The organism is Rhizobium pantanalense (assembly GCF_030182525.1).
Lineage (GTDB): Bacteria > Pseudomonadota > Alphaproteobacteria > Rhizobiales > Rhizobiaceae > Rhizobium.
Genome location: NZ_JAQJCH010000021.1, coordinates 19,791 through 45,483, shown reverse-complemented (window position 1 = coordinate 45,483; position 25,693 = coordinate 19,791). Strand labels below are relative to the sequence as shown.

23 protein-coding genes are annotated in these 25,693 nt (G+C 61.0%); 17 read left to right on the top strand and 6 right to left on the bottom strand.

All coding sequences use genetic code 11. From position 1 onward, the window contains the following. Positions 1–191 precede the first annotated feature (191 nt). The 4 genes from PH558_RS32910 (at position 192) to PH558_RS32895 (ending at position 5,118) form a co-directional block, all read left to right on the top strand. Positions 192–1,673 (top strand): sugar ABC transporter ATP-binding protein, encoded by a 1,482-nt coding sequence (locus PH558_RS32910; RefSeq protein WP_285208406.1) that lies wholly within the window; start codon positions 192–194, stop codon positions 1,671–1,673. Beyond that, positions 1,673–2,707 carry an ABC transporter permease gene (locus tag PH558_RS32905; RefSeq protein WP_285208405.1) on the top strand — a complete coding sequence of 345 codons (1,035 nt, stop codon included), beginning with the start codon at positions 1,673–1,675 and terminating at the stop codon, positions 2,705–2,707. Before PH558_RS32910 ends, PH558_RS32905 begins: the two co-directional genes overlap by 1 nt. A gap of 40 nt (positions 2,708–2,747) precedes the next feature. Next, a complete protein-coding gene (locus PH558_RS32900; protein WP_285208404.1) occupies positions 2,748–3,791 on the top strand; it encodes a substrate-binding domain-containing protein in 1,044 nt (347 codons plus the stop codon). A 73-nt stretch (positions 3,792–3,864) separates the two neighbouring features. After that, positions 3,865–5,118: an LVIVD repeat-containing protein gene (locus PH558_RS32895; RefSeq protein ID WP_285208403.1), complete on the top strand. Its 1,254-nt coding sequence runs from the start codon at positions 3,865–3,867 to the stop codon at positions 5,116–5,118. A 104-nt stretch (positions 5,119–5,222) separates the two neighbouring features. Here the strand turns inward: PH558_RS32895 and PH558_RS32890 are convergent, their stop codons facing one another. Continuing rightward, complete coding sequence (locus PH558_RS32890) at positions 5,223–6,248, bottom strand: GlxA family transcriptional regulator (RefSeq protein WP_285208402.1); 1,026 nt, start codon at positions 6,246–6,248, stop codon at positions 5,223–5,225. Positions 6,249–6,310: 62 nt separating this feature from the next. On the opposite strand from PH558_RS32890, the gene PH558_RS32885 reads away from it, so the two are divergent. The 9 genes from PH558_RS32885 (at position 6,311) to PH558_RS32845 (ending at position 15,997) form a co-directional block, all read left to right on the top strand. Continuing rightward, entirely contained in the window at positions 6,311–7,399 is a 1,089-nt protein-coding gene (locus PH558_RS32885) for a DJ-1/PfpI family protein (RefSeq protein ID WP_285208401.1), read from the top strand. Positions 7,400–7,633: 234 nt separating this feature from the next. Beyond that, positions 7,634–8,668 carry an ABC transporter substrate-binding protein gene (locus PH558_RS32880; RefSeq protein WP_285208400.1) on the top strand — a complete coding sequence of 345 codons (1,035 nt, stop codon included), beginning with the start codon at positions 7,634–7,636 and terminating at the stop codon, positions 8,666–8,668. A gap of 5 nt (positions 8,669–8,673) precedes the next feature. Continuing rightward, the gene (locus PH558_RS32875; RefSeq protein ID WP_285208399.1) at positions 8,674–9,489 is read left to right on the top strand and encodes an ABC transporter ATP-binding protein; all 816 of its coding nucleotides are present in this window, start codon (positions 8,674–8,676) and stop codon (positions 9,487–9,489) included. Beyond that, entirely contained in the window at positions 9,486–10,319 is an 834-nt protein-coding gene (locus PH558_RS32870) for an ABC transporter permease (protein ID WP_095437149.1), read from the top strand. Before PH558_RS32875 ends, PH558_RS32870 begins: the two co-directional genes overlap by 4 nt. Before the next feature lie 27 nt (positions 10,320–10,346). After that, positions 10,347–11,705 carry an FAD-dependent oxidoreductase gene (locus PH558_RS32865; RefSeq protein ID WP_095437150.1) on the top strand — a complete coding sequence of 453 codons (1,359 nt, stop codon included), beginning with the start codon at positions 10,347–10,349 and terminating at the stop codon, positions 11,703–11,705. Next, the gene (locus tag PH558_RS32860; RefSeq protein ID WP_285208398.1) at positions 11,702–12,859 is read left to right on the top strand and encodes a CaiB/BaiF CoA transferase family protein; all 1,158 of its coding nucleotides are present in this window, start codon (positions 11,702–11,704) and stop codon (positions 12,857–12,859) included. Before PH558_RS32865 ends, PH558_RS32860 begins: the two co-directional genes overlap by 4 nt. Continuing rightward, a complete protein-coding gene (locus tag PH558_RS32855) occupies positions 12,856–13,632 on the top strand; it encodes an enoyl-CoA hydratase-related protein (protein WP_113407396.1) in 777 nt (258 codons plus the stop codon). Before PH558_RS32860 ends, PH558_RS32855 begins: the two co-directional genes overlap by 4 nt. Positions 13,633–13,667: 35 nt before the next feature. Continuing rightward, positions 13,668–14,591 (top strand): LysR family transcriptional regulator, encoded by a 924-nt coding sequence (locus PH558_RS32850; RefSeq protein ID WP_113407395.1) that lies wholly within the window; start codon positions 13,668–13,670, stop codon positions 14,589–14,591. 11 nt (positions 14,592–14,602) lie between these two features. Then, entirely contained in the window at positions 14,603–15,997 is a 1,395-nt protein-coding gene (locus PH558_RS32845; RefSeq protein ID WP_285208397.1) for an amidohydrolase family protein, read from the top strand. A gap of 65 nt (positions 15,998–16,062) precedes the next feature. On the opposite strand, the gene fdxA is transcribed toward PH558_RS32845, so the two are convergent. From fdxA to PH558_RS32825, 4 genes are all read right to left on the bottom strand, one after another. Further along, positions 16,063–16,404, bottom strand: coding sequence for a ferredoxin (gene fdxA, locus PH558_RS32840; RefSeq protein WP_285208396.1), 342 nt, complete (start codon positions 16,402–16,404; stop codon positions 16,063–16,065). A gap of 217 nt (positions 16,405–16,621) precedes the next feature. After that, complete coding sequence (locus tag PH558_RS32835) at positions 16,622–18,910, bottom strand: xanthine dehydrogenase family protein molybdopterin-binding subunit (protein WP_285208395.1); 2,289 nt, start codon at positions 18,908–18,910, stop codon at positions 16,622–16,624. After that, positions 18,907–19,890: an FAD binding domain-containing protein gene (locus PH558_RS32830; RefSeq protein ID WP_285208407.1), complete on the bottom strand. Its 984-nt coding sequence runs from the start codon at positions 19,888–19,890 to the stop codon at positions 18,907–18,909. The genes PH558_RS32835 and PH558_RS32830 overlap by 4 nt, the downstream gene beginning before the upstream one ends. After that, entirely contained in the window at positions 19,890–20,363 is a 474-nt protein-coding gene (locus PH558_RS32825; RefSeq protein ID WP_095437157.1) for a (2Fe-2S)-binding protein, read from the bottom strand. The genes PH558_RS32830 and PH558_RS32825 overlap by 1 nt, the downstream gene beginning before the upstream one ends. A 550-nt stretch (positions 20,364–20,913) precedes the next feature. Here PH558_RS32825 and PH558_RS32820 point away from each other — a divergent pair. Next, the gene (locus PH558_RS32820; RefSeq protein WP_285208394.1) at positions 20,914–21,261 is read left to right on the top strand and encodes an NIPSNAP family protein; all 348 of its coding nucleotides are present in this window, start codon (positions 20,914–20,916) and stop codon (positions 21,259–21,261) included. A 90-nt stretch (positions 21,262–21,351) separates the two neighbouring features. Here PH558_RS32820 and PH558_RS32815 read toward each other — a convergent pair whose 3' ends face one another. After that, positions 21,352–21,555: a hypothetical protein gene (locus tag PH558_RS32815; protein WP_285208393.1), complete on the bottom strand. Its 204-nt coding sequence runs from the start codon at positions 21,553–21,555 to the stop codon at positions 21,352–21,354. A gap of 335 nt (positions 21,556–21,890) precedes the next feature. Here PH558_RS32815 and PH558_RS32810 point away from each other — a divergent pair, with 335 nt between their 5' ends. From PH558_RS32810 to PH558_RS32800, 3 genes are all read left to right on the top strand, one after another. Continuing rightward, on the top strand, positions 21,891–22,610 hold the full coding sequence (locus tag PH558_RS32810) for a CDP-diacylglycerol diphosphatase (protein WP_285208392.1): 720 nt from the start codon (positions 21,891–21,893) through the stop codon (positions 22,608–22,610). Between the two features lie 277 nt (positions 22,611–22,887). Continuing rightward, positions 22,888–23,349: a (2Fe-2S)-binding protein gene (locus tag PH558_RS32805; protein WP_113407393.1), complete on the top strand. Its 462-nt coding sequence runs from the start codon at positions 22,888–22,890 to the stop codon at positions 23,347–23,349. After that, positions 23,346–25,610 carry a xanthine dehydrogenase family protein molybdopterin-binding subunit gene (locus PH558_RS32800; protein WP_095437161.1) on the top strand — a complete coding sequence of 755 codons (2,265 nt, stop codon included), beginning with the start codon at positions 23,346–23,348 and terminating at the stop codon, positions 25,608–25,610. Before PH558_RS32805 ends, PH558_RS32800 begins: the two co-directional genes overlap by 4 nt. Positions 25,611–25,693 lie beyond the last annotated feature (83 nt).

Here is a 25,693-nt window from a genome sequence, read left to right as displayed (position 1 = left end):
CTCGACAGGCGTTCGGCAAGACTTGCTCGGTCTCGCCGCACATCCACGAGCTCCAGATGGAGGCGAACCGGAGCCTGCCGGAGCCTGGGAAAAATTTATTCTATAGATTAAATAAACAAAGCAAGGCGCGTCCTTTTAATTGATCGCCAGTGGCTTACGAGTACCGCTGACAATCATCGAACCCCACGCCCATGACCTTGCTGGATGCCCAAAATCTTTCGCTTGCTTTCGGCTCGACACAGGCTTTGTCGGCAGCGTCTCTAACCGTTAATCGCGGCGAGGTCGTGGCACTGATGGGAGCGAACGGTGCCGGCAAGTCGACGCTGGTCAAAATCCTGTCGGGCATCCACCGCGCCGATTCAGGGATCATCCTATGGAATGGCGCAGATTATCGCCCCGAAAGCCCAGCCGATGCGACGGCGCGGGGCATCGTCACCGTGCATCAATCGACCGATGTCGTCGGCGTCGCCGGACTCTCCGTCGCGGATGCGCTGCTGCTTAACCAATATGTTGACGGACGCCAGCCCTTCTTTCTGTCGAAGCGTTCAGTGCGGCGGAAGGCAGAAGCGATCCTGTCGGAAGCCGGCTTCGACCTGCCGCTCGACCGGGATTTTGGCGATCTCGGCACTGCCGACCGGCAGATGGTAGCCATCGCCCGCGCCCTTTCCAACAAGGCACAGCTGCTGATCTTCGACGAGCCGACGGCAAGCCTCTCCGCGCGCGAGACGGCCCGGCTCTATGACATCGTCCGCCGCCTGAAAGCGCGCGGCCTTGGCATTCTCTATATCTCGCATCGCACCGCCGATCTCGATGCGCTCGCCGATCGCGTGGTTGTTCTGCGCGGCGGCCGCAACGTCGGTGCCTTCTCGCGCCCGATTGACTTCGACGCCGCCATCGAAACCATGATCGGCCGTTCCATGAAGGCGGCCCGCCCGCATCGCCGTGAACAATTCGACCGAACCATACTGGAGCTTCAAGGCATACAGCTGTTTGCCGATAGCCCCCCGATCGATCTGAGGCTCCATGCCGGCGAGGTCGTCGCCATCACCGGCGTTCTCGGCGCCGGCAAGAGCCGGCTTCTGTCTACGCTTTTCGGCCTTGAGCGCTTTGCCTCCGGCACGGCACTTCTGGATGGCATTGCATTTCAGCCTGGCTCGCCAGCGGATGCAATCGCGCGCGGCGTCGTCATGGCTGCCGCCGACCGGCATCGCTCTTCTCTCATGCCGTCAGACTGGCCAGGAGAGAGTATTGCGGCAACGATCAGCCTGCCGCATCTGAAACGCTGGTATCCGTCGGGCTTCCTGTTTTCGGGGCGGGAGAGCCGCGAAGGAGAAAGGGCCATTCGGCGTCTCGGCATAAAGGCCTCCAGTCCCGAAGCATCCGTCTGGTCGCTTTCCGGCGGCAATCAGCAGAAGGTCGTGCTCGCGCGCTGGGAGGCCGAGCCAAGCCGCCTCCTGCTTCTCGACGAGCCCTTTCAGGGGGTCGATGTCGGCGCCCGCCAGGACATTATCGCGGCCATACGCGCCCATACCGACCGCGCCACCCTGATCGCGACATCCGATCCGGAAGAGGCACTCGAGGTCGCCGACCGCGTGCTGGTGATGGAACATCATGGTCTCAAAGACGTCGCTGACGCGGCCGCAGGCGACCGACAGAACAAGGAATATGCCTGATGAGTGAAGGTACCGCAGAAATCCCCGAACAGATCAGGCCAGCAAGCAATACGATTTCGCCGCAGGAATTCGTGCGGCGGGGAGCGGTATTTCTTCTCCTCATTGCCCTTGTCATCATCTTCAGCTTCGCCCAGCCGGCCTTTATCAACATCAACAATCTGATGAGCATCCTGCAGGCGGTTTCGGTGGTCGCCATCATCGGTGCCGGCGTCACGGTGACGCTTGCCATCGGCGGTTTCGATCTATCCGTTGGCGCAGTTGCCGCCTCCAGCGTCATGGCCGCCAGCTATGCGATGATCGTATGGAACCTCGACGCCTATGAGACCGTACCGCTGGTACTCGCCTTCGGAGCGATCGTCGGGCTCGTCAATGCTCTGCTGATCGTTCGGCTGAAGGTGCCGGATCTGCTCGCGACCCTCTCCACCATGTTCCTGCTCACGGGATTGCAGCTGATCCCGACAGCCGGGCGCTCGATCTCGGTGGGCTTGATTCTTCCCGATGGGACGAAGGCGATCGGCAAGGTCGATCCCGCCTTTTTGACGATAGGACGTTCAAGCCTGTTCGGCACAGTCCCCTTCCCCGTCATTCTCATGCTCGTCGTGGCGCTCGTGCTCTTCGTGCTGACCGAGCGTACGCGTCTCGGTCGCCTTCTTTACGCAACCGGCGGCAATGAAGCCGCGACGCGGCTTGCCGGCGCCAATATCGCCCGTCTGAAGACCTTTGCCTATGTGCTCTCGGGCGTTCTCGCCTCGCTGGGCGGCATCATCGTTGCCGCCCGCGTCGGTCGAGGAGACGTTTCCTCCGGCGCCTCGCTGCTGATGGATTCCGTCGCAGCCTCGCTCATTGGTTTTGCCGTGCTGGGACTGCGCCGTCCCAACGTTCTCGGCACGACGATCGGTGCCGTCTTCGTCGGCGTGCTCCTGAACGGGCTGACGATGCTGAACGCGCCCTATTACACGCAGGATTTCATCAAGGGCGCCGTTCTCGTCGGTGCGCTCGCACTTACCTATGGGATCAGCCGCGGCAGAGCATGATCCCGCCATCCGTCCCCACTCAACACTCAATGGATTTTCAATGATCAGATTATTCAAAATCATCGCTTCGGCCGTTGTCGCCGGCTCGCTTTTCATGACCACGGCTTCCGCGGCGGGACTCAGCGGCGCGCCCGCTCCTTTCGATAAAAGAACCGTCAATATTGCCGTCATCAGCTTCCTTGGCAGCGGCGACTGGCTGCAGGCCTTCGAGGCTGGCGTCAAACGGCAGGCTGATGCGCTTGGCGTCAACCTCACCGTCTCGCAAGCCCGCAATGACAATGACACGCAGCGCAATCTCGTCGAGCAGGCGATCAATCTCGGTGTCGATGGCATCATCATCAACAATGGCCGTCCCGAAGTCCTGAAGGATGTCGCGCAGAAGGCGCTCGACAAGGGCATCAAGGTCGTCGCTTATGACGTCAACCTCGACAATCCGCAAATTCCGCAGATCGAACAGAGCGACAAGGATATGGCCAAGCTCGTGCTCGACCAGGCCGTGAAGGATAAGGGTGATGGCTTCACCGGCGGTGCTGTCTACGTTGCCGGTTTCGCGCCGCTCGATCGCCGCTATGCGGTGTGGAAGGATTTCATTGCCAAGCACAATATCAAGGAAAAGGCCGTATGGGGTGTCGTCAACGACACCGTTCCCGCCTCTGTCGCCGACCAGACGAAGGCGGTGCTGCGCGCCAATCCGGATATTTCAGTGATCTTCACGCCATGGGATGAATTCGCCAAAGGCGTGAAGCTCGCCATCGATGAGCTCGGCCTTTCCGGTCAGGTGAAGATCTATGGCGTCGACACCTCGACCGCCGATATCCAGCTGATGATCGAGCCGGATAGCACCTGGGTCGCGACGGCTGCCACGAACGCTGCGGTCGTCGGGGAGGTTTCCGTCCGCGCCGTTTCGCTCGCCATTGCCGGCCAGTCCCCGGGCCACTCCGTTCTTCTGCAGCCGACGCTCATTACCCGCGACGATCTCATCAACAACAAGATCGGCACGATCGAAGAACTGCAGCAGAAATTCCCGGCCTTCTTGAAAAGCGATGCTGCAACAGCCAGCTGGATTCCGGCAGCTAAAAACTGAGCCCTATCAATTGCTTTCATAGGCGCCGCCCCTACGGGCGGCCCTTTTCGTTCCCCTGACCGTGAGACGTCCCATGGCATCGACCGACCTGCCCAAACCCGACTTTGCCCGCAACATGACGCTGATCGGCCATAGCGATATCGGTGGCCGTGGCGATGGGCTGCAATTGATGGTTCATCGAGGCTACGCCTATGTCGCCCATCCCTGGTCGCAGGGCTTCTCGATCATTGACGTGCGCGATCCGAAAAAGCCGCGGACAGTCAATTACGTGCGGGCGCCAGCCAACACCTGGAACATCCATCTGCAAACGCATGAGGACCTGCTGCTGGTCATCAACGCGCTCGACCTCTTTGCCGATGTGGAAACCTTCACGGACGAGAAGGCGTATTACACGCAGTCCGTTGGCGAGACGGTCGCCGCCAGAAAGCGTGAGCGCGCGTGGACCGCGGGCATGAGCGTGTTCGATGTTTCCGTTCCCGACCGGCCGCGCAAGATCGGCCAACTGGATGTCGAAGGTGTCGGCCTTCATCGGCTGTGGTATGTCGGCGGCCGCTATGCCTATGCCTCGGCGCTGCTCGACGGTTTTACCGACTATATCTTCGTGACCATCGACATGGCCGATCCAACCCGGCCCGAACTTGTCGGCCAATGGTGGCTTCCCGGCATGAATAGGGCGGCGGGCGAGACACCGAATTGGGGCGACGGCAAGCGCTATGCCCTGCACCATGCGCTTGTCCATGGCGACACCGCCTATGCCTGCTGGCGGGATGGCGGATTGACGCTCCTCGATATCAAGGATCATTCCGCCCCCCGGCTCATCAAACACCATAACTGGTGCCCGCCCTATGGCGGTGGCACGCATTCGCCGCTGCCGCTTCCCGGCCGCGATCTTCTTGTCGTGGCGGATGAAGCCGTGTTGGACAATGAGGAAGACGGTCGGAAACATACCTGGGTCTTCGACATCCGCGTGCCCGAAAATCCGATCAGCATCTCGACTTTCCCGATCCCGGCCGAAATCGACTATACGAAGAAGGGCGGTCATTTCGGACCGCACAATCTGCACGAAAACCGGCCCGGCTCTTTTGTCTCCGAGACGCTGATCTTTGCGACTTGGCAGAATGCCGGCATTCGCGCCTTCGATATTTCCGACCCCTATCGTCCGGTCGAAACGGGCGCTCTCGTGCCCACGGGACCAACTGTCATGACGGACCGCCGTCCCGGCCGTCCGAAGGTCATCCAGTCCGCCGACGTCTTTGTCGACGCCAATGGTCTGATCTATGCCACGGATTACAACGCCGGACTTGAGATCATCGAATATGGCGGCTGATGCGCGAGCTTAGCTCCCAATCGATATTCTCTATCGACGAAAGAAGAGAAGTTTTTTCCAGCACGGCATGAGTCGACATGTGAGTGCCGAGGCCGACCTTGCCGTCAGGCGGCCGGGCCAAAACGCGCCCGATAAAAGCCGGGTGTTATGACAAGATGCTTGAGAAAGGCCCTATGCAGAGTGTCGAGGCTTGAAAAACCCGAACGCTCGGCGATACGGGCCAGCGGCCAGTCAGAGCTTTCGAGAAGCGCCTTTGCCCGCTCCAGCCGAGCGGCTTCCACGAATTGCGCCGGCGTTGTTCCGGTTTCCTTTCGGAAACTGCGCGAAAAGGTGCGCTCCGTCATGCCGACCCGGCTGGCAAGAGCAGGTCCCGATAGATCTCCTGTCGGATCATCGACGATCTCGCTCAAGAGCTGCCGCAAGCGCGGCGTGGCGTTCGCCTGAAGGGCGAGGCCCGTGCTGAACTGGGACTGACCGCCCGGCCGGCGCATGAACAATACCATCTGTCGCGCAACGGCAAGAGCGGTCTTCGGACCACAATCGGCCTCGACCAGCGCCAGACATAGATCGATGCCAGCCGTAATGCCGGCCGAGGTGAAGACAGGCGGCTCCGCCACAAAGATGGCATCGGGCTCGACCTCGATCTGAGGCCGCAACTCCTTCAAAAGGGAACAGGAATTCCAATGCGTGGTCGCTCGTCTGCCATCGAGGAAACCGCCGGCCGCGAGAATGAAGGCTCCGGTGCAGACACTGGCCATGCGACGGGTAGGCCCCGCTCGCAAATGCAGCCAGGCAAGCAGATCCGTTTGAAATATGACCTGCCGAAGCCCATCCTCGCTGCCGCCCGCGAGGATGATCGTATCGAGATCGGCAGGCAGTTGCTCCAGGCTCGCGGTCTCGCCGAAGACCAGCCCACCGGCAGAGCTGCTCTTTATGGCCCCGCCCGCTGGGGACGCGGGCAGAACCTTATAAGGCCGCGCGCGCTCAGGCAGATGGAGATTGGCCATCGCGAAGACCTCCATCGGTCCGACGATATCGAGCGCCTGAACGCCGTCATAGCCGATAACGGCGATGCGCCGCGGGGAATGTCCAGAATCCTGCATTGGCGGAAAATGCGATATCTTTGTCATTTTCGCCAGCCTGCGAACCAAATATTTCCGAAGGTATGACATCAAAAATCCGGACACGTGCCATGGATCGCCATTCCCTCAGAACCTTGCTTCTCGCTCTGTTCGCATTTTTCATTGCGATTTTCCCTTTCGAGAAACCTGCAACAGCGGCAGAAAATGCCATCCGGCTCCCGACGTTCAAAGCCGGGCGGACACGGCCCCTCATCGCGATCGCCGCCGACAACCAGGGCACGGAGACGACCGATCTCGTTGTCCCCTATGGCGTCCTGCGCAGTGCCGGCGTCGCCGACGTCGTGATCGTCTCGACCCAGGCCGGCATCGTGAACCTCATGCCGGCGCTGAAAATCAAGCCGGACTCGACAATGCCGGACTTTGACCGTGTACATCCGGAAGGCGCCGACATCGTCATCGTCCCCGCCATGCATGATGACAGCAGCCGCAACGTCATTGCCTGGATTCGCGAGCAATCATCGAAGGGAGCGATGGTCGTTTCGATCTGTGAGGGCGCCTGGCTTGCGGCAAGGGCCGGCGTGTTCGACGGCAAGCGCGCCACCACCCATTGGTACGCCTTCGACAAGATCCGCCGTGGCTTTCCGCGGACAGAGTGGGTTCATAACCGGCGTTACATCGTCGACGGCAATGTCATGAGCACCACGGGCGTCACGGCATCGATCCCCGCTTCCCTCACTCTGGTAGAGGCCATTGCTGGCGCGCAGAAGGCGCGCTCGGCCGCCGCCCGGCTGAGTGTCATCGATTGGAGCAGCGCGCATGATTCCACACCGTTTCACATGACAACGAGCCGCCTCTGGCGCTTTGCCGGCAACACCCTTGCCTTCTGGAACCACGAGATCATCCGCCTGCCGGTTCAGGAGGGTTTTGATGAAATCGCTTTGGCGCTGACAGCGGATGCGTGGTCGAGAACCTATCGTTCGAAGGCTGTCATTGCGGAGCCGGCCCAATCCATCCGTTCGCGCAACGGCCTCGTGCTCGTGCCGGACCTTTCGACCCATACCGATGCCTCGGTCGTGACGGTTCCCGCGCGCCCGTCCGCGCAGGCGCTGGATCAGGCGCTGTTCGAGATTACCGCGCGGTATGGCACGCGAACATCCGATATCGTCGCGCTGCAGCTCGAATATCCCATACAGCATTGATGCATCATTATTCGCCGCCGATCTCGCAAAGTCCGCCGATCGTCGGCGGCTGCATTCTCCCGACGAACACAGCAGCTAAGGCATGACTTGCGCCATCTTAACCGTTGCCTTTTCGGCAATCGATAGTACGCATAATTGTTCTTTATTAGAACGCTGAATTCCCCCATCATCCCTGGCATTGGTGGATAACGAGACGAAAAGTCCGATCGCCCAATCAACAGGGGAACTATCAGCATGTCTCAATTCATGATGAATCGTCGCCGTTTCCTGTCCAATGCCGCCTTGGTCGGAGGTCTCGCTGCGACCCAGACCTTCGTTGGCATCCGTGCGGGCAAGGCCGCCGATGTTGCCGAAGTGCGCATGCAGCTCGGCTGGCTTGCTTCCAACGGACTCATCGGCGAAGTCGCAGCACAGAAGAAGGGCTTCTTCACCGAGCAGGGCATCAATCTCACCATCGTCCCCGGCGGCCCGAATGTCGATGGAGTCGCCGGCGTTGCAGCAGGCCAATCCACCATCGGGCAGATTTCCTCCAGCCCGTCCGTCATGCTCGCCCGCTCGGCCGGCATGCCGGTCAAGGCATTTCTGGCGGGATACCGCAAGCATCCCTTTACATATTTCTCGCCGAAAAAGGCGCCGATTCGCGAGCCGAAGGACATGATCGGCAAGACGATCGCTACCCAGCCGACCGCCTTCATCCTGCTGCGCGCGCTGCTGGCCAAAAACGGTATTCCGGAAGACAAGGTGAAGATGGTCAACATGGGTTCCGACATGAACCAGCTGATGACCGGCCAGGCCGACGCCGTCACCGGCTGGGTCACGAACACCAATGCGCTGAAGGTGCTCGGCGACGAGCGTGTCGACATGATGCTCTGGGATGCCGGCCTGCAGCTCTATGCCAACGTCTATTATACGACCGACGAACAGCTCGACAAACATTCCGACGTGCTGGTGCGCTTCACCAAGGCTGCCGCCAAAGGTTGGGGCTACGTCCGCGACCATCCGGAAGAAGCCGTCGACATGCTGGTCGAGGCATACCCCAATCTCGACAAGGCCAGCGAGCTTGAAGCCGTCCACCCGGTCATCGATTTCTCCTTCGGCGATAGCACCAAGCAGACCGGCTGGGGCGCGATGAACAAGGACAATTGGGCAGCGCAGATCAAGGCTTACGCCGATCTCAAGCAGTTTACGGGAGCAATACCGACCGTCGACGACGTCGCCACCATGGCGATTCTCGACGCGACGACCGATATCCGCAAGCAGATCGGATGAATGCCATGATGAGCGCCGCCACCATCAAGCAGCAGCCGCTGCCGGTCGTCGAAACGGCAAGGCTTGCCGTTTCCATTCGCGATCTCGACATTCGCTTCGGCGACAAGGGCAACGAGTTCACCGCTCTCTCCAATGTCTCCTTCGATATTCCGGAGGGGTCGTTCGTCACCATGCTCGGGCCGTCCGGATGCGGCAAGTCGACCTTGCTGCGCTGTATTGCCGATCTCGTTCACATCAGCGATGGTTCGGTTTCGGTTTTTGGCCGACCGCCACGAGAGGCGCGCCAGGGTCGCGATTTTGCCTTCGTCTTCCAGGAGGCAACGCTTTTGCCGTGGCGGAGCGTCATCGACAATGTCCGCCTGCCGCTGGAAGTCGGCAGGCACGACAAAAGCTCCTACGCCGATCCCATGGAACTGCTCGCTCTCGTCGGCCTCAAGGGTCGCGAAAATGCCCTGCCGCACGAATTGTCCGGCGGCATGCGCCAACGCGTCGCCATCGCCCGTGCCCTGATAACAAAGCCACGCATCCTGCTGATGGACGAACCCTTCGGCGCTCTGGATGAAATCACCCGCGACAAGCTCAATGAAGAACTGCTTCGCATCTGGCGCGAAACCGGCACGACCATCGTCTTCGTCACCCATTCCATTCCTGAGGCGGTCTTCCTCGGTCAGCACGTGCTGATGCTGCAGGCCCATCCCGGCCGCGTGAAAGAGTTCATGGAGGTCGATCTTCCCTATCCCCGCGCCCTTGCGATGCGCGACACGGTCGACTTCATCAAGGTAACGGCGCATCTGCGCGCGCTGCTGGAGGAATGCATATGAGCAACGCCGTGCACTCCGACTTCGGCCGTATTGCCAAGACGCCGCGCAAGGTCGCCATTCTCGACGCCACCGTCGGCGTTCTCTCCTCGCACATGCCGGCGATCCTTGCAGCACTCGGCTGCATCGTGCTCTGGCAGGCGGTCATCTGGATCTTCAAGATCCCGACCTTCATGGCGCCAAGCCCGCTGGATGTGCTCTACGCCTTTCGCGACAATGCCGCGACACTGATGCGAAACTTCCTGCCGACCGTGCTCGAGGCCGTTCTCGGTTTCGTCTTCGGCAATCTCGTCGCCATACTGCTGGCGATCTGGTTCGTCCATAGCGCGACGGCCGAGAAGGCCTTCTATCCGATTGCCGTCTTCGTCAAGGCGATCCCGATCATCGCGCTTGCGCCGATCCTGGTCCTGATCTTCGGCAATGGCGTCGCCCCGAAAATCATCATTGCCGGCCTCATCTGCTTTTTCCCGACGCTGGTCAACATGGTGCAGGGACTTCGCTCCGCCAGCCCCGCAATGCTCGACCTGATGCGGGTGCTTTCGGCCAGCAATTCGGAGATCCTCTGGAAGGTCCGTCTGCCAAGCTCGCTGCCATTCCTGTTCGCCGCGCTGAAGATCGCCGCAACAAGCAGTGTCATGGGCGCGATCGTCGCGGAATGGATCGGCTCCAGCTTCGGGCTCGGCGCGCTCATCATCGAGGCGACCTACAATTTCCGCTCGCCGCTGCTTTACGCAACGGTCGTCATTGCCGCGCTGCTGGCCGTGATCCTCTTCTTCATCGTCTCGATCGCCGAGGCGAAGATGATCCGCTGGAAGCCGGCCGGCCAGCACTAAAGCTTAGAAAACATCGAGGGAACACCAATGGAACAGGTCATTCACCAGCCTGCACGGGATATCCGTGTCGTCGATCGCTCCGATGTGGTTGTCGTCGGCGGTGGCCCGGCAGGCATTGCCGCAGCCGTCTCGGCCGCACGCAACGGCGCCAGCGTCACGCTTCTCGAACGCTATCCCTATGTCGGCGGACTTGCCGCCGGTGGGATGGTGCTCGTGCTCGACGACATGATCAACGAGCTCGAAATCACCGTGCGCGGTATCTGCATGGAGATGATCGAGCGTATGAAGCGCTGGGGACTCTGCGTGACCCCGACCGATCGCGATCGCCTTATCGAATTCCGCGATACGCCGGAGGCCTGGCAGCGCTGGGCGCGCTGGGGCCTCTTCGATTTCCACACCCAGTCGATGCCGCATCCGATCTGTTTTTCGGCCGCCTTCGATCCCGACGCTTTCAAGCGCGCCGCCTATGACATGATCGCCGAAGCGAAGATCAAGCTCAGGACACATAGCTGGTTCTCCTCGGCGATCGTCGAGGGTGGCGCTATCAAGGGCGTCATCTGCCAGACCAAGGAAGGCATGCAGGCGATCCTCGGCGATGTCGTCATCGACACGACGGGCGATCTCGATGTCGCTGCAAGCGCGGGTGCTTCCCATGTCGAATCCAACTTCATCCTGACGACGGTCTCGCGCTGGGGTGGCGTCGATACCGAAGCGGCGGAGCGTTTCGAACAGCAGGAGCCGGAAGTCTTCAAGGCGCTCGATCACGAAGCCAAGCGGCTAATCGGCGGCTGCTGGTCCTTCTGGTGGCTGAAGACGCCGCTGCCAGGCGTCGTCTGGCTGAACTGCCCGCATATGCCGACACTGAGCGGTCTGAAGGTCGACGACCTGACCAAGGCGGAGATGGAAGGCCGCTCGCGGATCGCAAAGCTGCTCGATTTCGCGCGGGAAAAAATGCCCGGCTTCGAGAATGCCTACATCGTCGATTTCGCGCCGCAGACCGGCGTGCGCCAGACGCGGCTGTTGCAGGGAGATTATGTCGTGACGAAGGACGACGTCATGACCCGCCGCCATTTTGCCGACACGGTCTGCCGCGGCCGCGATTACTACACGCCGTACCGCGCCATGCTGCCCAGGGAGGTCGATCAGCTGATCGTTGCCGGCCGGCACTATTCGGCAACGCCGCAGGCACAGAAATCCAGCCGCGAGATCCCGCCCTGCATGGCGATGGGCGAAGCGGCGGGTGTCGCAGCAACGGTTGCCCTCAATGCCGGAACGACCGTTCGCAAGGCCGATATCCGGGCAATTCAGAAGCAGATGCGGGCTCAGGGAGCCGATCCAGGCGACATCCCTTCAGAGAACGCAACATATTTGGAGGCTGCAGAATGACGACTTTGCCACTCGACGGAATCCGCGTGATCGATTTCACGCAGGTCATGCTCGGCCCTTCCTGCACGCAGGTTTTGGCCGACTACGGCGCCGAAGTCATCAAGATCGAGAAGGTGAAGATCGGCGATCTCTCGCGTTGGTCGCTGGGCTCCGATCCGGACGGGCTCAACAACCCGGTCTTCTGCTCTTTGAACCGCAACAAGAAGAGCCTGGCGCTCGATCTGAAGGATGCCGGCGCCCGCAAGACCGTCCAGGCGCTGCTTGAGACTGCCGACGTGGTCGTCAACAACTTCCGGCCCGGCGTCATGGAACGCATGGGTTTTGGCTATGAGGATCTCAAGAAGATCAATCCGCGCCTGATCTATGCCGTCGGCACGGGTTTCGGGCTGACCGGCCCCTATCAGCACAAGGGCGGCCAGGACGTGCTGGCGCAGGCCGTCTCCGGCGTCATGCGCCGCAAGTCGGACAACAGCCACCCGACCTCGATCTATGCCACACCGCTTGCCGATTATTCTGCCGGCATGCACCTCGTCCAAGGTATCCTGCTTGCTCTTCTGCAACGCGACAAGACCGGCGAAGGCCAACAGGTCGCCGTCAGCCTCTACAACTCCATGATCGCCATGCAGATGCAGGAGGGTACGACGCATCTGATGCGCCAGAAGGATCTGAACTGGGGCGCCTTTCCGCTGACGGGTGTTTTCGAGACAACCGACAGTGCGATCGTCATGGTCGGCGCCTTCAAGCCGAACCCCTTGCGCGACATCTGCGAGGCGTTGGAGATCGAGGACCTCTCGCAATATCCGCACTACAAGGATTTCGATGCCCAGATGGCGCGGCGGCCGGAATTGCAGGCGATCTTCCGCGACAACTTCGCCAAGAACAGCACTGCGCACTGGATTGCACGGCTGGAAGGCGTCGACATCCTCTGCGCGCCGGTGCGTTCACTCCCCGAGGCGCTGAAGGACGAGCAGACGATCATCAACAAGATGATCCTCGAGGCAGGCGAGACCGCAGCCGGTCCGATCCGTTTGATCGGCTCGCCGATCGACATGTCGGCCGCACAGGTGACCGTGCGGATTTCTCCGCCGCAGCTCGGCCAGCACAATGACGAAATTCTGGCTTCGCTTTCCGAGGTGCAGGGAGACGCAGCATGAGCGTCTCCTTCACCGTAGGAGACCGCGTCGCCCGCGTCACGCTGGACCGGCCCGACCGGATGAACGCCGTCGATGCCGAGACAGAAGCCGAACTTGAGTCGATCTGGGCGGAGATCGAGAAGCGCGACGATATTAGTTGCGTCGTCCTGACAGGCTCAGGCGAAAAGGCTTTTTGTGCAGGCGCCGACCTCAAGGGTGGCAGCGGCAGTTCCGGCGTGGATTATTGGACTGTCGGCCGGGAAAACGGCTTTGGCGGCCTCGCGTTCCGCCGCTCGCTCGACGTACCCGTCATCGCCCGCGTCAACGGCTACGCGCTGGGCGGCGGTTTCGAGATGGTGCTCGGCTGCGATATCGTCATTGCGGTGGAAACGGCCCGCTTTGGTCTACCTGAAGCCCGCGTCGGCCGCATGCCGCTCGATGGCGGCATGGTGCTCCTACAGCGCAAGATCCCGTTCAACCGCGCCATGGCCGTTATGCTGACGGGGCGGCAGTTCAGTGCGAATGAGATGGCAAGCTATGGCGTCGTCAACGAAGTCGTATCGGCCGCAGGGCTGGATGCGGCTGTCGATCGCTGGGTCTCGGACATCGTCGCCTGTGCGCCGCTATCGCTCCGGGCCATCAAGCAGACGGTCAATCGCACCGCCCATTTGAGCCCGGCCGAGGCTCAGGCATTGCGCACGCCGGCGCTCATCAAGGCGCTGAAAAGCGAGGATGCCCTGGAGGGTGTGGCGGCTTTCCGCGAGAAGCGGGCGCCCGTTTGGCGCGGCAGATAGGCATGCTATAGCTGCGAGATCGCCGAGGACTTTTCATGCATGCCAGCATCCTGAAGTATTTCGCCGAGGTCGCACGCTCCGGATCGATCCGCAAGGCATCCGACGAGCTGCATGTGGCGACCTCCGCCGTCAGCCGCCAGATCAAAAAGCTCGAAGACGAGCTTGGAACACCGCTCTTCGAACGCTTTTCCGACGGGCTGCGGCTGACGTCCGCCGGCGAAATCGTGCTGCGCCACGCCAAGGAAACGCTGCACGAATATGAGATCATGAAATCTAATCTCGGCGATCTCCACGGCAAGAGCACAGGCCGCGTCCATATCGCCGCCCTGGACAGCCTCGCGATCCAGTTTCTGCCGGAGTTCGTCTCCAGTTTCCACAAGAAGCATCCGGCAGTGGATTTTCGCATCCGCACCGATAACTACAACAACATCTTCCGCTTTCTCGCCGAGGGCGACGTCGATATTGGCATCACCTTCGATCTCGCCCGGCCGCATGACATGAAGCTGATCCACGGCGTGCGCATGCCGCTGATGGCGATCGTCGCCAAGACCCACCCGCTTGCGCGGCAGAAGTCCGTGACACTGCAGGAATGCGCCCAGTTCAACATGCTGCTGCAGCTCGACAACGAAGTCATGAGTTCGATGATCGCAGTGGAACTTGGCGCGCTCAATCGCGTCGGGCGAACGCTTGTCGCGACGAACAATCAGATGATGCTCAAGCCGATGATCCTCGCCGGCGAAGGCGTTGCCTTCTTCACACCTCTTGGGCTGCTGCGCGAACTGGAGGCAGGCGACGCCGTCGCCCTGCCGATCGCCGGATCGAAGCTGCAAAATCTTGAGGTCGGCATCGTCGTCTCTCGTCGCCGCCAGCTCACGCATGCGACAGAAGTCGTCGCTCAATCGATGGGTGAGGAACTGGCGAAGTTCGGCGAGAAGATCAACGCGCTGGTTTCACGATAGGAAAGGCGATCATGGCCGTGCGATTGCTGCTCACTCCCGGCCATGCGCCGGCTCAACGGGTCGCTGAACAGGCTGAACTGCCGTCGGCAGCCCAATCCCTGCGCCTGCAGCCCGGCGACCTCATCCTGCCCTCGCCCGTCAACGCCCATGACCATGGCTATGGCATTCGCACGCTCGATTTTGGCGCCGTCGATGAGGCGCTCGAGGTGTGGATACCCGGCTTGAGGCTGCGACCGCGCACCGATCCCTATCTCGAGGCGCTTGTCGCCTTCGGCCGACTGGCCAAAACCGGCGTCGGCGCGACGATGCACTGCCACAACTCGCTCAATGTCGATCGTCTGGTCGACGAGGCATCCGCCGTCATGCGGGCCGCCAGCGATATCGGTATTCGACTTGCGCTCTCCTGTCCGCTGCTCGACCATGATGCCTGGGCCTATGATGGCGGGCCGCAACGCCTGAAGCCGTTTCTGTCCGCAAGTGATTGGCAGGCGTTGGAATCAACGATTCCGGCCTACGCTCCGATTTCGACCCAACTTGCCGCCGTCGAGGCGGTTGCTGCGACCAACATCAGCCCGCTGGTCGATGTGCAGTATGGGCCGATCGGGCCGCAATGGTGCTCGAACGCGCTTCTGGAGGCGATTGCGGAGGCTTCCGCGCATCATAATCGACGCATCCACATGCATCTGCTCGAAAGTCCGCGCCAGCGCCTATGGCTGGACCGTCGTTTTCCCGAGGGCGTCGTCAGCTATCTCGACAAAATGGGCTTCCTGTCGCCGCGACTCGCCATCGCCCATGGCATCCAATTGCGCCCCGACGAACTTGAACTGCTTGCCGAGCGCGGCGTGCAGCTCGTCAGCAATCCCTCAGCCAATCTGCGCCTTCGCTCGGGCATCGCTCCGATCGCATCCATGACCGAACTCGGCGGTCCCGCCTTCGCCATCGGCCTCGACGGCACAGGGCTGGATGACGATCAGGATTTGTGGCGGGAAATGCGTCTCCTTTATCTGCTGCATGGAGGACGCAACCTGACGCGGCGGCTGACGGCCGAGAATATATTCGACGCAGCAATCCGGATTGGGAGGCAGGTTATCAATGCCAAGGGTGCGGAAGACTTTGCGATCATCGACTATAAAGCCCTAATCGCCGATGCGCTGTTCGATGATGTCGACGAGGCGGAGGTCCTATTGACGCGCATGAGCGCGCAATATGCCAGCGGACTTGTCGTGGCTGGCCGCGAGGTGATGCACGGGAGTAAACTGACAGGCGTCGACTTCGACGCCGCCCTTGCCGAACTCCTGGCTCAGGCAAGAGCCGATCTGCCGAGACTTGAGCGGCAACGGCCTCTCGTCAACGCATTGTCGGAAGCGACGCGCGCCTATTATGCGAGCTGGCCCGGCATTTCCTGATATCGCGAGAGGCACAACCACTGCACAAAGGGCAGCGGAGACACCCAATCAAGGCATGCTTTGCATCACAAGCGATTTTCGGGCGCACCATCATAAGCCGCCACGAAGGGATGATCGAGGCTGGTCGTGCGGCTTTTGTCCCAGCCGCCAGGGGCGCCCCAGCCGGTCACGCCGTCGGCGAAGAAATCGCGGTTGATGTCGCGCAGGAATAGCCGCTCCGCCGGCATTTCCTCGTCCCACAGGATGGCATCGACGGGACAGACCGAGAGGCAGAGGCCGCAATTGATGCACTCGTCCGGGTGAATGTAGAACATCCGCCCGCCCTCATAGATGCAATCGACCGGACAGGCGACAGTGCAGGCGCCATCCTTCGTGTCAATGCAGGGCTCGGTGATTACGTAAGCCACGACGCTCGCCTCGCAGCGCTCTCAAGGGCGCTTTCAATGAACTATGGCAAAAGGGAGCGTTCTGAAGAAGCGCCGATTTTCGGCCTTTTGATTGCCGAAACGGCAACGCTCCGGTGAGAGGAAATCTGTTGAAAGACACCCCCGCACCGGAGTTGAGATAGGCTTGAGGCATTTGAGCCGCATGCATTTACACAATGCGGCTCAATCCGAACTGCCGTTAGAGCAACTTTTCCAGCGTGATCGGCAGATCGCGAACACGCTTGCCGGTGGCATGGAACACGGCGTTGGCGATGGCAGGCGCCACGCCGACGATACCGACTTCCCCGACGCCCTTGCCGCCGAGCGCCGAAGCGTTGAAATCCGGCACACCGACGGAGATCACCTGGATATCCGGGATGTCGGAATTCGTCGGCACGAGGTAATCGCCGACATTGTTGTTGACGGTGCGTCCGTTACGCTGATCGACTAGCCCCTCTTCGAGAAGTGCCTGGCCGATGCCCATGATGATGCCGCCCCGCCACTGGCTTTCGACCAGCCTCGGATTATAGAGCCGGCCGCAATCGAAGGCGGAAACCATGCGCGAGACGCGCACCGTGCCGAAGTCCTCATCGACCCGCACTTCGGCGAAGTGGGCGCACCAGCTGTGCATAGAATAATCGCCCATGGTCGGCCCTTGAACTCTAGCCATGGTGGTCCAGGCCTGAAGCTGCTCCTGCGCGTTCGCACCGTCAGGCAGGGTATTGCGCCGGACTTCGATCTCCTCACGTTTCAGCGCGGACATCAGTTCCGCCAGCGTCAGCGATGGCGTCTCGCCGCGTGGCGCCACGATGCGCCCCTCGGCAAAATTCAGCGTATTCGCACCCGTATCACGGAAGGGCGAATTGGCATCGCTGAGGGCAAGGCCGATGAGCTCGTCACGGGCTGCGACCGCCGCCTTATGGACGGCTCCCATGATCGAGCCTGCCAGCATCGAGCCGCCGGCGATCGCCGAACCCGGCAGGCGTGAATCGCCGAGATAGACCTCCACCTGATCAACCGGAATACCAAAGACCTCAGCGGCGCTCTGGGCAAGGATCGTATAGGTGCCTTGCCCCATGTCGATGGAACCGCTGACGACCTCGACGCGGCCATTGGCAAGGATACGGATCATCGCTTCACTCGGTGCGCGGATGACCGGGAAAGTGCCGCAGCCGATGCCCCAGCCGATCAGCGTCTTGCCGTCGCGCATCGAGCGCGGCGCGTGGCTGCGCCGCGACCAGCCGAAGGCTTCCGCACCTTCAGTCAGCGCTTCACGCAGCCGGCGAGTCGACCACGGCTTGCCGGACTGATAGTCGTGATCGGCATAGTTCTTCAGCCTTATCTCGAGCGGATCCATGCCGAGCTTGTAGGCAAGCTCCTCGATCGCGCATTCGATGCCGTAGGCACTTGGATTCTTGCCCGGACCACGCAAGGCGCCCGGCGTCACGCTATTGACCGGGACGACGCGATGCTGCGAGGAGAAATTCTCGACCTTATAGAGGATCGACGTTGCCGCCCCCGTCTGCTCTGGCCAGTCGGCATCGACCGAGGTTTCGCTGGCGCCACGATGGACGATGGCCTGCAGGATACCGTCCTCCGTCGCGCCAAGCGCGATCTTCTGTCTGGTCGCGGCGCGCCCGCCATAGCTGGTGAAATTCTGCGGGCGGGTGACCGCGAGTTTCACCGGCCGGCTTAACTTTCGTGCCGCCGCAACGGCGACCGCGCCATAGGCAAGCGGCACCCCCTTCGATCCGAAACCGCCACCGATGAAGGGCGAGATGATCCGGACATTGTCATAGGGCATGTCGAACCATTCCGAATACATGCGTGCCATGCCATGGGACCATTGGCTCGGCTCCCAGATCGTCAGCTGGTCGCCATCCCATTTCGCCGTCAGACCATGCGGCTCCATCGCGACGTGATATTCGCGCGGCGTCGAATATTCAGCCTCGATTTGCACCGGGGAAGAGGCAAGTGCGGCCTCGGCATCGCCCCAGCTCGAGGAGAGCGGCTCCATGAGTTTGCCCTCGCCGGCATTCGGGTCATTTAGGTCGGCGACGTGCTCGCTCTCTTCATAGGTGACGCGCACCAGCCTGGCGGCCTCCGTCGCCAGTTCGCGGCTTTCCGCAACGACAGCGGCAATCGACTGTCCGTTGAAACCCACTTCACGCGGCAGCGGATAGTACGGTCCGTCGGCGGGCTTGTTGCCGCCCCAATCAGCCGAAAGCTTGAGACCGAGATCATCTTCCGGCGTCAGCACCAGCAGCACGCCCGGCATCGCAAGTGCTGCCGAAGCATCGATCTCGACAACGCGGCCAGCCGGAATCGTACTTTGGATGAGCACGGCATAAGCTAGATTTTCGACCGGATATTCCAGCGCATAGGTCGCCGCACCCGTTACCTTCATACTGCCTTCGAAGCGCGACTGACGACCGCCGACGGTGCCGTCGGACGCATCGCCGTGCTTGCGGGGTTCCATCATGGTCATGCGAGACCTCCCATCTTCTGAATGGCGCGGACGATGACGCGCGGCGCGAGTTCGATCTTGTAATGGTTGCCGCCATGATCGACGGCACCCTCCATGGCGAGCCTGCTAGCCTTTTCCACAGCCTCCGGAACGAGAGCCTTGCCGATCAGTGCTTGCTCCACATTGCGCGCCCGCCAGGGCTTGGTGGCAACCCCGCCAATTGCCACGCGAATATCGCGGACGGTCCTTCCATCGGCCTCAAGCTCCAGGCCGACCGCGGCACTCGCGGCAGCAAATTCATAGGACTGCCGATCACGGACCTTGAGGTAGGTGGAGTTCCGGGAGGCGGCGGACGCAGGAATGGTGATGGCGGTGATGATCTCGCCGCGCTGCAGGACGGTTTCGATGTTTGGCGTGTCGCCGGGAACGAGGAAGAAATCGTCGATGCCAATCTTGCGGCTATCCGTCTCGACTACGGCGTCGAATGCGAGGAGAGCAATCGCCAAATCACCGGGATAGGAGGCGATGCAGGCCTCGCTGGTTCCGAGCACGGCGTGATTGCGCGTGACGCCGCCGATCGCTGAACAGCCGGAGCCGGGATTGCGCTTATTGCAGGCGGGAAAAGCACCGGGATCGCGGAAATAGGAGCAGCGCGTCCGTTGCAGGAGGTTGCCGCCGATCGTCGCCATATTGCGCAGCTGCGCCGAGGCGGCCAGAGACAAGGATTCTGAAACGGCCGGGAAAGCCACGCGGATATCCTTGTGATCGGCGACGTCGCTCATCCTGGCAAGCGCGCCGATCGTTGCACCATCGCCGGTAACGGTGATGCCGCTCATGCCGGAGAGATGAGTAATGTCTATAACGGTATCGGGCTCGCCGACACCGCATTTGGCGAGATCGAGCAGCGTCGTTCCGCCGGCAAGTAGCATGGCGCCGGCCTGTTGCGCCGCCTGGGCTGCCTCCGCGGTCGATGTGGCGCGCAGATAGGAGAAGTTTCGCATCATGCCACCTCCGCTGCCTGGCGCACCGCCGCAACGATGCTGTTATAGGCCCCGCACCGACAGAGATTGCCGGACATGTATTCGCGGATCTCCGCATCCGATCCGGCATGCCCTTCGCGAATGCAGGCAACCGCCGACATGATCTGGCCCGGCGTGCAATAACCGCACTGGAAGGCATCATGCTCGATGAACGCTGCCTGCACCGGATGCAGATCACCGGTCTCGCCGGTCAGCCCCTCGATCGTCGTGATCTCGCGGCCTTCGGCCTGCGCGGCGAGCGTCAGACAGGATAGCACGCGCTTACCGTCGACATGGCAGGTGCAGGCGCCGCACTGTCCCTGATCGCAGCCCTTCTTGGTGCCGGTAAGGGAAAGATGCTCACGCAGCGCATCGAGCAGCGTCACACGCGGCTCGATATCGAGCTCGTGGCGCTGCCCATTGATGTCGAGCGCGATATGGATGGTTCGTGTCATGATAAGCTCCTGCCATCGTCACGAAGATGAGACCTGCGGAATCTAGTGGAATCTATCCGCCGGTCTACCGGTTGCTATGGTTTCTGTTGAAAAGATGGGCCGGTGGAATTCTGACGTCATGATCGGCTCTCATCTGAATTGGGAAGTGAAGGACACCATAAATAAACGGAGGCGCCTCCGTTTAAATTAATGCCTGGCTTATTTTCGTCAAGCCCCGACAGACGGGCGAATCTAGCTTTGAACCGGTCGAGATAGAGGATGGCAAGGGGTGGGACCGAAAGAGCCCGTGCTATTTGTCCTCGATCGCACACCACTGCGGCCGGCGGGATCAGGGGATCGATCAACGCCCGCTCGCGGTCCGTAAAATCACTTGAAACATGAAGCCCGCTTCAATTATGCTCAAATTGAGCAATAGTAGCGCGCGTCATCGAAACCCATCTTTTTTCAACGCCGAAAAGAATCACAACCCGCTGTTATCGCTCAACTACTTTTAAATCGGGCTCTCAGGGGCAGGCTCGGCCTGCTCTGAATTCACTCAAGGAGAATTTTTATGATCCATGAAATGCGCATCTATACTTGCTTGCCCGGCAAGCTGCCAGCGCTCCAGGAGCGCTTCGAAACGGCGACGCTGGCGATCTGGGAGCGGCTCGGGATCCGCCCCATCGGCTTCTGGACGACAATGATCGGGCCGTCCAGCAACGACCTCATCTATTTCCTCGAATGGCAATCGCTAGAGGAGCGCCAGCGGAAATGGGCAGCATTCGTGGCTGATCCGGCTTGGAAGGAGGCTCTGGCAAGGAGCGAGACGGCAGGCCCGATCATTGCCAATATCGCCAGTTCGATCCTGCAGCCGACTGGATTCTTTCGCCCCTTTATCCCCGTTGAGGCCAATGACTGAAAACCGATGGAAGATTGATGGGCCTGACGTAAAAGCCGGGACATGCCCGGCTTTCAAAATCTTTTCGGCAGGCGTGCTTGCCGCTTCCTGTCAGCCGTTCTGGTCGCCGCTATTGTCGGCAGCCGGCTCCTGTTCTTTTTCCTTCAGCACGTCCGTCAGCTTGTTGACGCCTTCAAAGCCGGCGACGGCAGCGGCGGCCTTCGTCAGGAAACCGGCATTCGGGTCGGCAGCCTCAACGGCCTCGTCGGCAGCCACGGCACCTGCAACTTCTTCAATCAGCTTTCCGATACCCATTTCAAGCTCCTGATCGTTGTTTGTCTGCCGCAAAGTTGCGGCGATCGAGCGTTGCGAACGCCTCGCAGCGGATGTTTGGAAGGTCACGGCAAGCGACCTTTTCCTCCCTGGGCGAGGCATGGTTTTCCCCGGCTCCTGCCATTTAGGGAACCAAACTGAAAGCGGTCTTAGCCCAAGATGAAGCGAAGCTGATGTTGCGCAATCTCTACGGCACGCGCCTGCCCACGTTTGACACTTGCCGCCGTCAAGCCGTCACATCAGCCTAATAGGCCTGTGTTAAGCCCTCTAGAATTTCGGACAATGCCAAACCGTTTGAACTGGGAAGATTTCCTGCCATGACATTCTCGCGCCGCGTTACTGCTCTTGCCGCATCCTTCCTCCCCTTCCTTTTCTCGTCGGCCTTCGCCGACTCCGACGTTCTCTGGAAGATCGTTCATGACAAATGCGTGGTGCAGACTGCACCCTGCCTTTCGGTGAATACGACCGAGCACTACGCAATGCTGAAGGATCTGCGGGGCGTTGCGCAAGTTCTGCTGATTCCAACCGACAAGATCACCGGCATGGAGAGTCCGGCACTCCTCGATCCTGCAACGCATAACTTCTTCGCCGATGCCTGGGCCGAGCAGGGCGACGTCGATGCCCGGTTGCCACATGCGCTGCCGCGCGACGGCCTCAGCCTGGCCGTCAACGCGCAGCAGGCACGTTCGCAGAACCAGCTGCATATCCACGTCGATTGCCTGAGCGCCGACGCACGGGCTACCCTCAAGGCCGATGCCGACAAGATCGGTGCCGACTGGGCACCCCTCCCCGATACCATTGCGGGGCATAAGTTCACGGCGCTCCGGGTCAAGGGCGAGACATTGGGCGACTTCAATCCGTTCCTGGCGCTTGCCAAGACATTGAAGGATCCGGCAAAGGAGATGGGCGATCACAATCTCGTGGTTGTCGGCGCCGATTTCGCCGATGGACCCGGCTTTATCGTCCTGACGGATGTCGCAGCGCCCGGCATGGGCGGCGAGGACGTGCAGGACCATAGCTGCGCGATTACGCATTAGAATCAGCATATTAGGAGTTAGTGCGAGGGACGCATCGATCGCCTCTTCGATCCGGCCGCCTCCCTTCGTGCAAGCGAAATGAGCCTGGAAACCAGATTTATGAATCTGGTTCCTAACGTCTATCGCGTTTCACACACTAATCTTTTTGATGCGGTCGGTTCAGTGTTATAGTCCGAGTTGTGGGCCTGAGCTACGTGTCATCCGTTCGTTGAGCATCCAGATCATCGAACAGCACTTGCAATGAAGGTTCGCGATCGAAAGCCTCAGGAGGCGCCTCATGAATCTTCAAATCAATAGCCAGTCCTACCAAGTCGATTCGGAGGGAGATACGCCGCTCCTCTGGATCATCCGCGATGAGCTGGGCATGACCGGCACCAAATATGGTTGCGGGCTGGCACAATGCGGCGCCTGTTCGGTCCTCGTCGACGGCGAAGTGGTGCGCTCGTGCGTCACGCCGCTCGACAGCGTCGCCGGCCGCCAGATCACGACGATCGAGGCGATCGAAACGGATCCGGTTGGAAAGCGTGTGGTCGCCGCCTGGGTCAAGCATCAGGTTCCGCAATGCGGCTACTGTCAATCGGGGCAGGTCGTGGCGGCGACTGCGCTCCTCAAACAAACGCCAAACCCCTCCGATGACGAGATCGCCGCGGCGATGATCAATCTCTGTCGATGCGGCACCTACAACGCGATCAAGGCGGCAGTCAAAGATCTCTCGTCGAAAGAAGGAGAAACGCTGTGACCGAGACCAGCCGCAACCTCGTTCCTGAAGATGAGTTTCCCACAGGATCGCCGGTCAACATCTCACGCCGGCATTTTCTCCTGACATCTGCGGGTGCAGCAGCAGGCGCTTTCGTCCTCGGCTTTGGCGTTCCGGTTGGCCGCGCGCGAGCCCAGCAGGCGGCAAGCCCAATGCCTCCAGGCACACGCGTCCCGGCCTTCCTCGAAATCCGCCCGGACAGCACCATCCGCTTCATGAGCCCCTTCGTCGAAGGCGGGCAAGGCGTCTTCACTGCGATGGCCCAGATCGTCGGCGAGGAACTCGATGCGGATCCGAAAACCTTCGTCGTCGAAAATGCGCCGACGGGCAGCGACTATCTGGTCGTGCACGGCAAGATGCGCATTACCGGCGGCAGCATGTCGGTGCGCACCAGCTATGAGACCATGCGCCGGCTCGGCGCGCTCGCCCGCAACATGATCCTGCAAGCCGCCGCAAAGCGCCTGAATGCGCCGATCACTGAACTGACGACGGAACCCGGCCGGGTCATCCATGCCGCGTCAGGGCGCAGCCTTGCCTATGGCGATGTTGCGAGTGAAGCACTGGATCTGCCGGTTCCTGCCCCTGAGAGCGTGGCGCTTCGGGACCCAAGCAAATTCCGCTGGATCGGCAAGCCGGTCGAACGGCTCGATATGCATGACAAGTCAACGGGCAAGGCAATCTACGCGATCGATTGCAAGATTGACGGCATGTTGCATGCCGCCGTCCAGCACGCACCGCGCCTCGGCCTGACCATAGGCAAGATTCGCAACGAAGATCAGCTCAAGGCAATGCCGGGCGTTCATTCCGTCCATAGCCTGCCCGGCGCTGTTGCCGTCGTCGCCGAACGCTGGTGGAATGCCAAGCGGGCAGCCGAGGCCGCCCAGGTCGATTGGCGTGAGCCCGGCTCGGACGCCAATCCTGCGCTCCGCTATATGCCCGCCGATTTTTCGACCACAGCTTTCAATGACAAGCTCGCCAACGAACCCGGCAATGGCAAGGAAGCGGAGAATGTCGGCGATATCGCCAAAGCGTTCGACGGCGCCAAGACCGTCGTTTCCGCCACCTACAGGAGCCAGTATCTGCATCATGCGCAGCTGGAGCCGCCATCGACCCTGGCCCGCTTCAATCCGGACGGCAGTCTCGAACTCTGGATGCCTAACCAGGCACCCGAGCAATTCCAGGCTGACATCGCCAAGCTGACGGGGCTCGATCCATCGAAGGTGATAATTCACAGCCCCATTCTTGGCGGCTTCTTCGGCCGGCATTTCCTGTACCCGTCGGCTAATCCCTATCCGCAGGCCATCCAGCTTGCAAAGGAAGTAGGGCGGCCGGTCAAGCTCATCTGGAGCCGCGAGGAAGAGTTTCTGCGCGATCCGATGCGCCCAATGGCGGCAGTGCGCTTCCGCGGTGCACTCGATGCTAACGGCATGCCAGTGGCGCTCGAAGCCATCAGCGCTTGCGAGGGGCCGACGGAAGGCGTTTACGGTCACAAGGAGGATTCGCTGGATCCGACGGCCCTGGAAGGCCTCGCCGGCAAATCCTATGCAATCCCGAACTACCGCATCGCGCAGATCTACGTCAAAAACCCGACGACGCTCGCCTATTGGCGCTCCGTCGGCAATTCCATGAATGACTTCTTCTACGAGACCTTCCTCGACGAGTTGGCGGACAAGGGTGGGCAGGACCCCTATGAGCTGCGCCTCAAGCTGCTGCAGAAGAACGAGCGGCTGAGCAATCTCCTGAAAGCGGCCGGCGACCTCTCAGGTGGCTGGAAACGGGGGCCTTTCACGGCAGACGACGGTTCGCGGCGCGCGCGCGGCGTGGCGATGGCTTCGCCTTTCGGCAGCCACACGGCTGCCATCGCCGAAGTATCGATCCGCAACGGCCAAGTCGTTGTTCATGACGTCTGGGAAGCGATCGACCCCGGTAGCATCGTCAATCCGGCGATCATCGAAGCACAGATCAATTCGGCGACCGCGCTCGGAATGTCACAGGTTCTGATGGAGGAGGCCGTTTACAAGAATGGCGAGCCGGTGGCGCGCAACTACGACCTCTATCCGATCCTGCCGCCGGATCGCATGGCGCGCGTTCATGTCCGCATCGTCGAAAGCGGGGCGGAAATGGGCGGCATCGGCGAGCCGGGCCTGCCAGCCGTCCCTCCGGCGGTCGCCAATGCGGTTTCCACGCTGACTGGCAAGCGGATACGCAGCATGCCTCTCTCCAACTACACCTTTGAAAGCTGAGGCGCAGCACTCGCTGCGCCAGGCACATATCCGGCTCTCGGCTCATTTCTGGTCCGAGAGCCGGCTTGGTTGGCTTCCGCCTG

Coding starts and splice junctions, on each gene's coding strand:
- PH558_RS32905 (WP_285208405.1), top strand. CDS start 1,673: ATGAGTGAAGGTACCGCAGAAATCCCCGAACAGATCAGGCCAGCAAGC.
- PH558_RS32910 (WP_285208406.1), top strand. CDS start 192: ATGACCTTGCTGGATGCCCAAAATCTTTCGCTTGCTTTCGGCTCGACA.
- PH558_RS32845 (WP_285208397.1), top strand. CDS start 14,603: ATGGCCGTGCGATTGCTGCTCACTCCCGGCCATGCGCCGGCTCAACGG.
- PH558_RS32890 (WP_285208402.1), bottom strand. CDS start 6,248: ATGACAAAGATATCGCATTTTCCGCCAATGCAGGATTCTGGACATTCC.
- PH558_RS32825 (WP_095437157.1), bottom strand. CDS start 20,363: ATGACACGAACCATCCATATCGCGCTCGACATCAATGGGCAGCGCCAC.
- PH558_RS32855 (WP_113407396.1), top strand. CDS start 12,856: ATGAGCGTCTCCTTCACCGTAGGAGACCGCGTCGCCCGCGTCACGCTG.
- PH558_RS32870 (WP_095437149.1), top strand. CDS start 9,486: ATGAGCAACGCCGTGCACTCCGACTTCGGCCGTATTGCCAAGACGCCG.
- PH558_RS32895 (WP_285208403.1), top strand. CDS start 3,865: ATGGCATCGACCGACCTGCCCAAACCCGACTTTGCCCGCAACATGACG.
- PH558_RS32875 (WP_285208399.1), top strand. CDS start 8,674: ATGATGAGCGCCGCCACCATCAAGCAGCAGCCGCTGCCGGTCGTCGAA.
- PH558_RS32885 (WP_285208401.1), top strand. CDS start 6,311: ATGGATCGCCATTCCCTCAGAACCTTGCTTCTCGCTCTGTTCGCATTT.
- PH558_RS32830 (WP_285208407.1), bottom strand. CDS start 19,890: ATGCGAAACTTCTCCTATCTGCGCGCCACATCGACCGCGGAGGCAGCC.
- PH558_RS32900 (WP_285208404.1), top strand. CDS start 2,748: ATGATCAGATTATTCAAAATCATCGCTTCGGCCGTTGTCGCCGGCTCG.
- PH558_RS32865 (WP_095437150.1), top strand. CDS start 10,347: ATGGAACAGGTCATTCACCAGCCTGCACGGGATATCCGTGTCGTCGAT.
- PH558_RS32860 (WP_285208398.1), top strand. CDS start 11,702: ATGACGACTTTGCCACTCGACGGAATCCGCGTGATCGATTTCACGCAG.
- PH558_RS32805 (WP_113407393.1), top strand. CDS start 22,888: ATGAATCTTCAAATCAATAGCCAGTCCTACCAAGTCGATTCGGAGGGA.
- PH558_RS32810 (WP_285208392.1), top strand. CDS start 21,891: ATGACATTCTCGCGCCGCGTTACTGCTCTTGCCGCATCCTTCCTCCCC.
- PH558_RS32835 (WP_285208395.1), bottom strand. CDS start 18,910: ATGACCATGATGGAACCCCGCAAGCACGGCGATGCGTCCGACGGCACC.
- PH558_RS32815 (WP_285208393.1), bottom strand. CDS start 21,555: ATGGGTATCGGAAAGCTGATTGAAGAAGTTGCAGGTGCCGTGGCTGCC.
- PH558_RS32820 (WP_285208394.1), top strand. CDS start 20,914: ATGATCCATGAAATGCGCATCTATACTTGCTTGCCCGGCAAGCTGCCA.
- PH558_RS32850 (WP_113407395.1), top strand. CDS start 13,668: ATGCATGCCAGCATCCTGAAGTATTTCGCCGAGGTCGCACGCTCCGGA.
- PH558_RS32880 (WP_285208400.1), top strand. CDS start 7,634: ATGTCTCAATTCATGATGAATCGTCGCCGTTTCCTGTCCAATGCCGCC.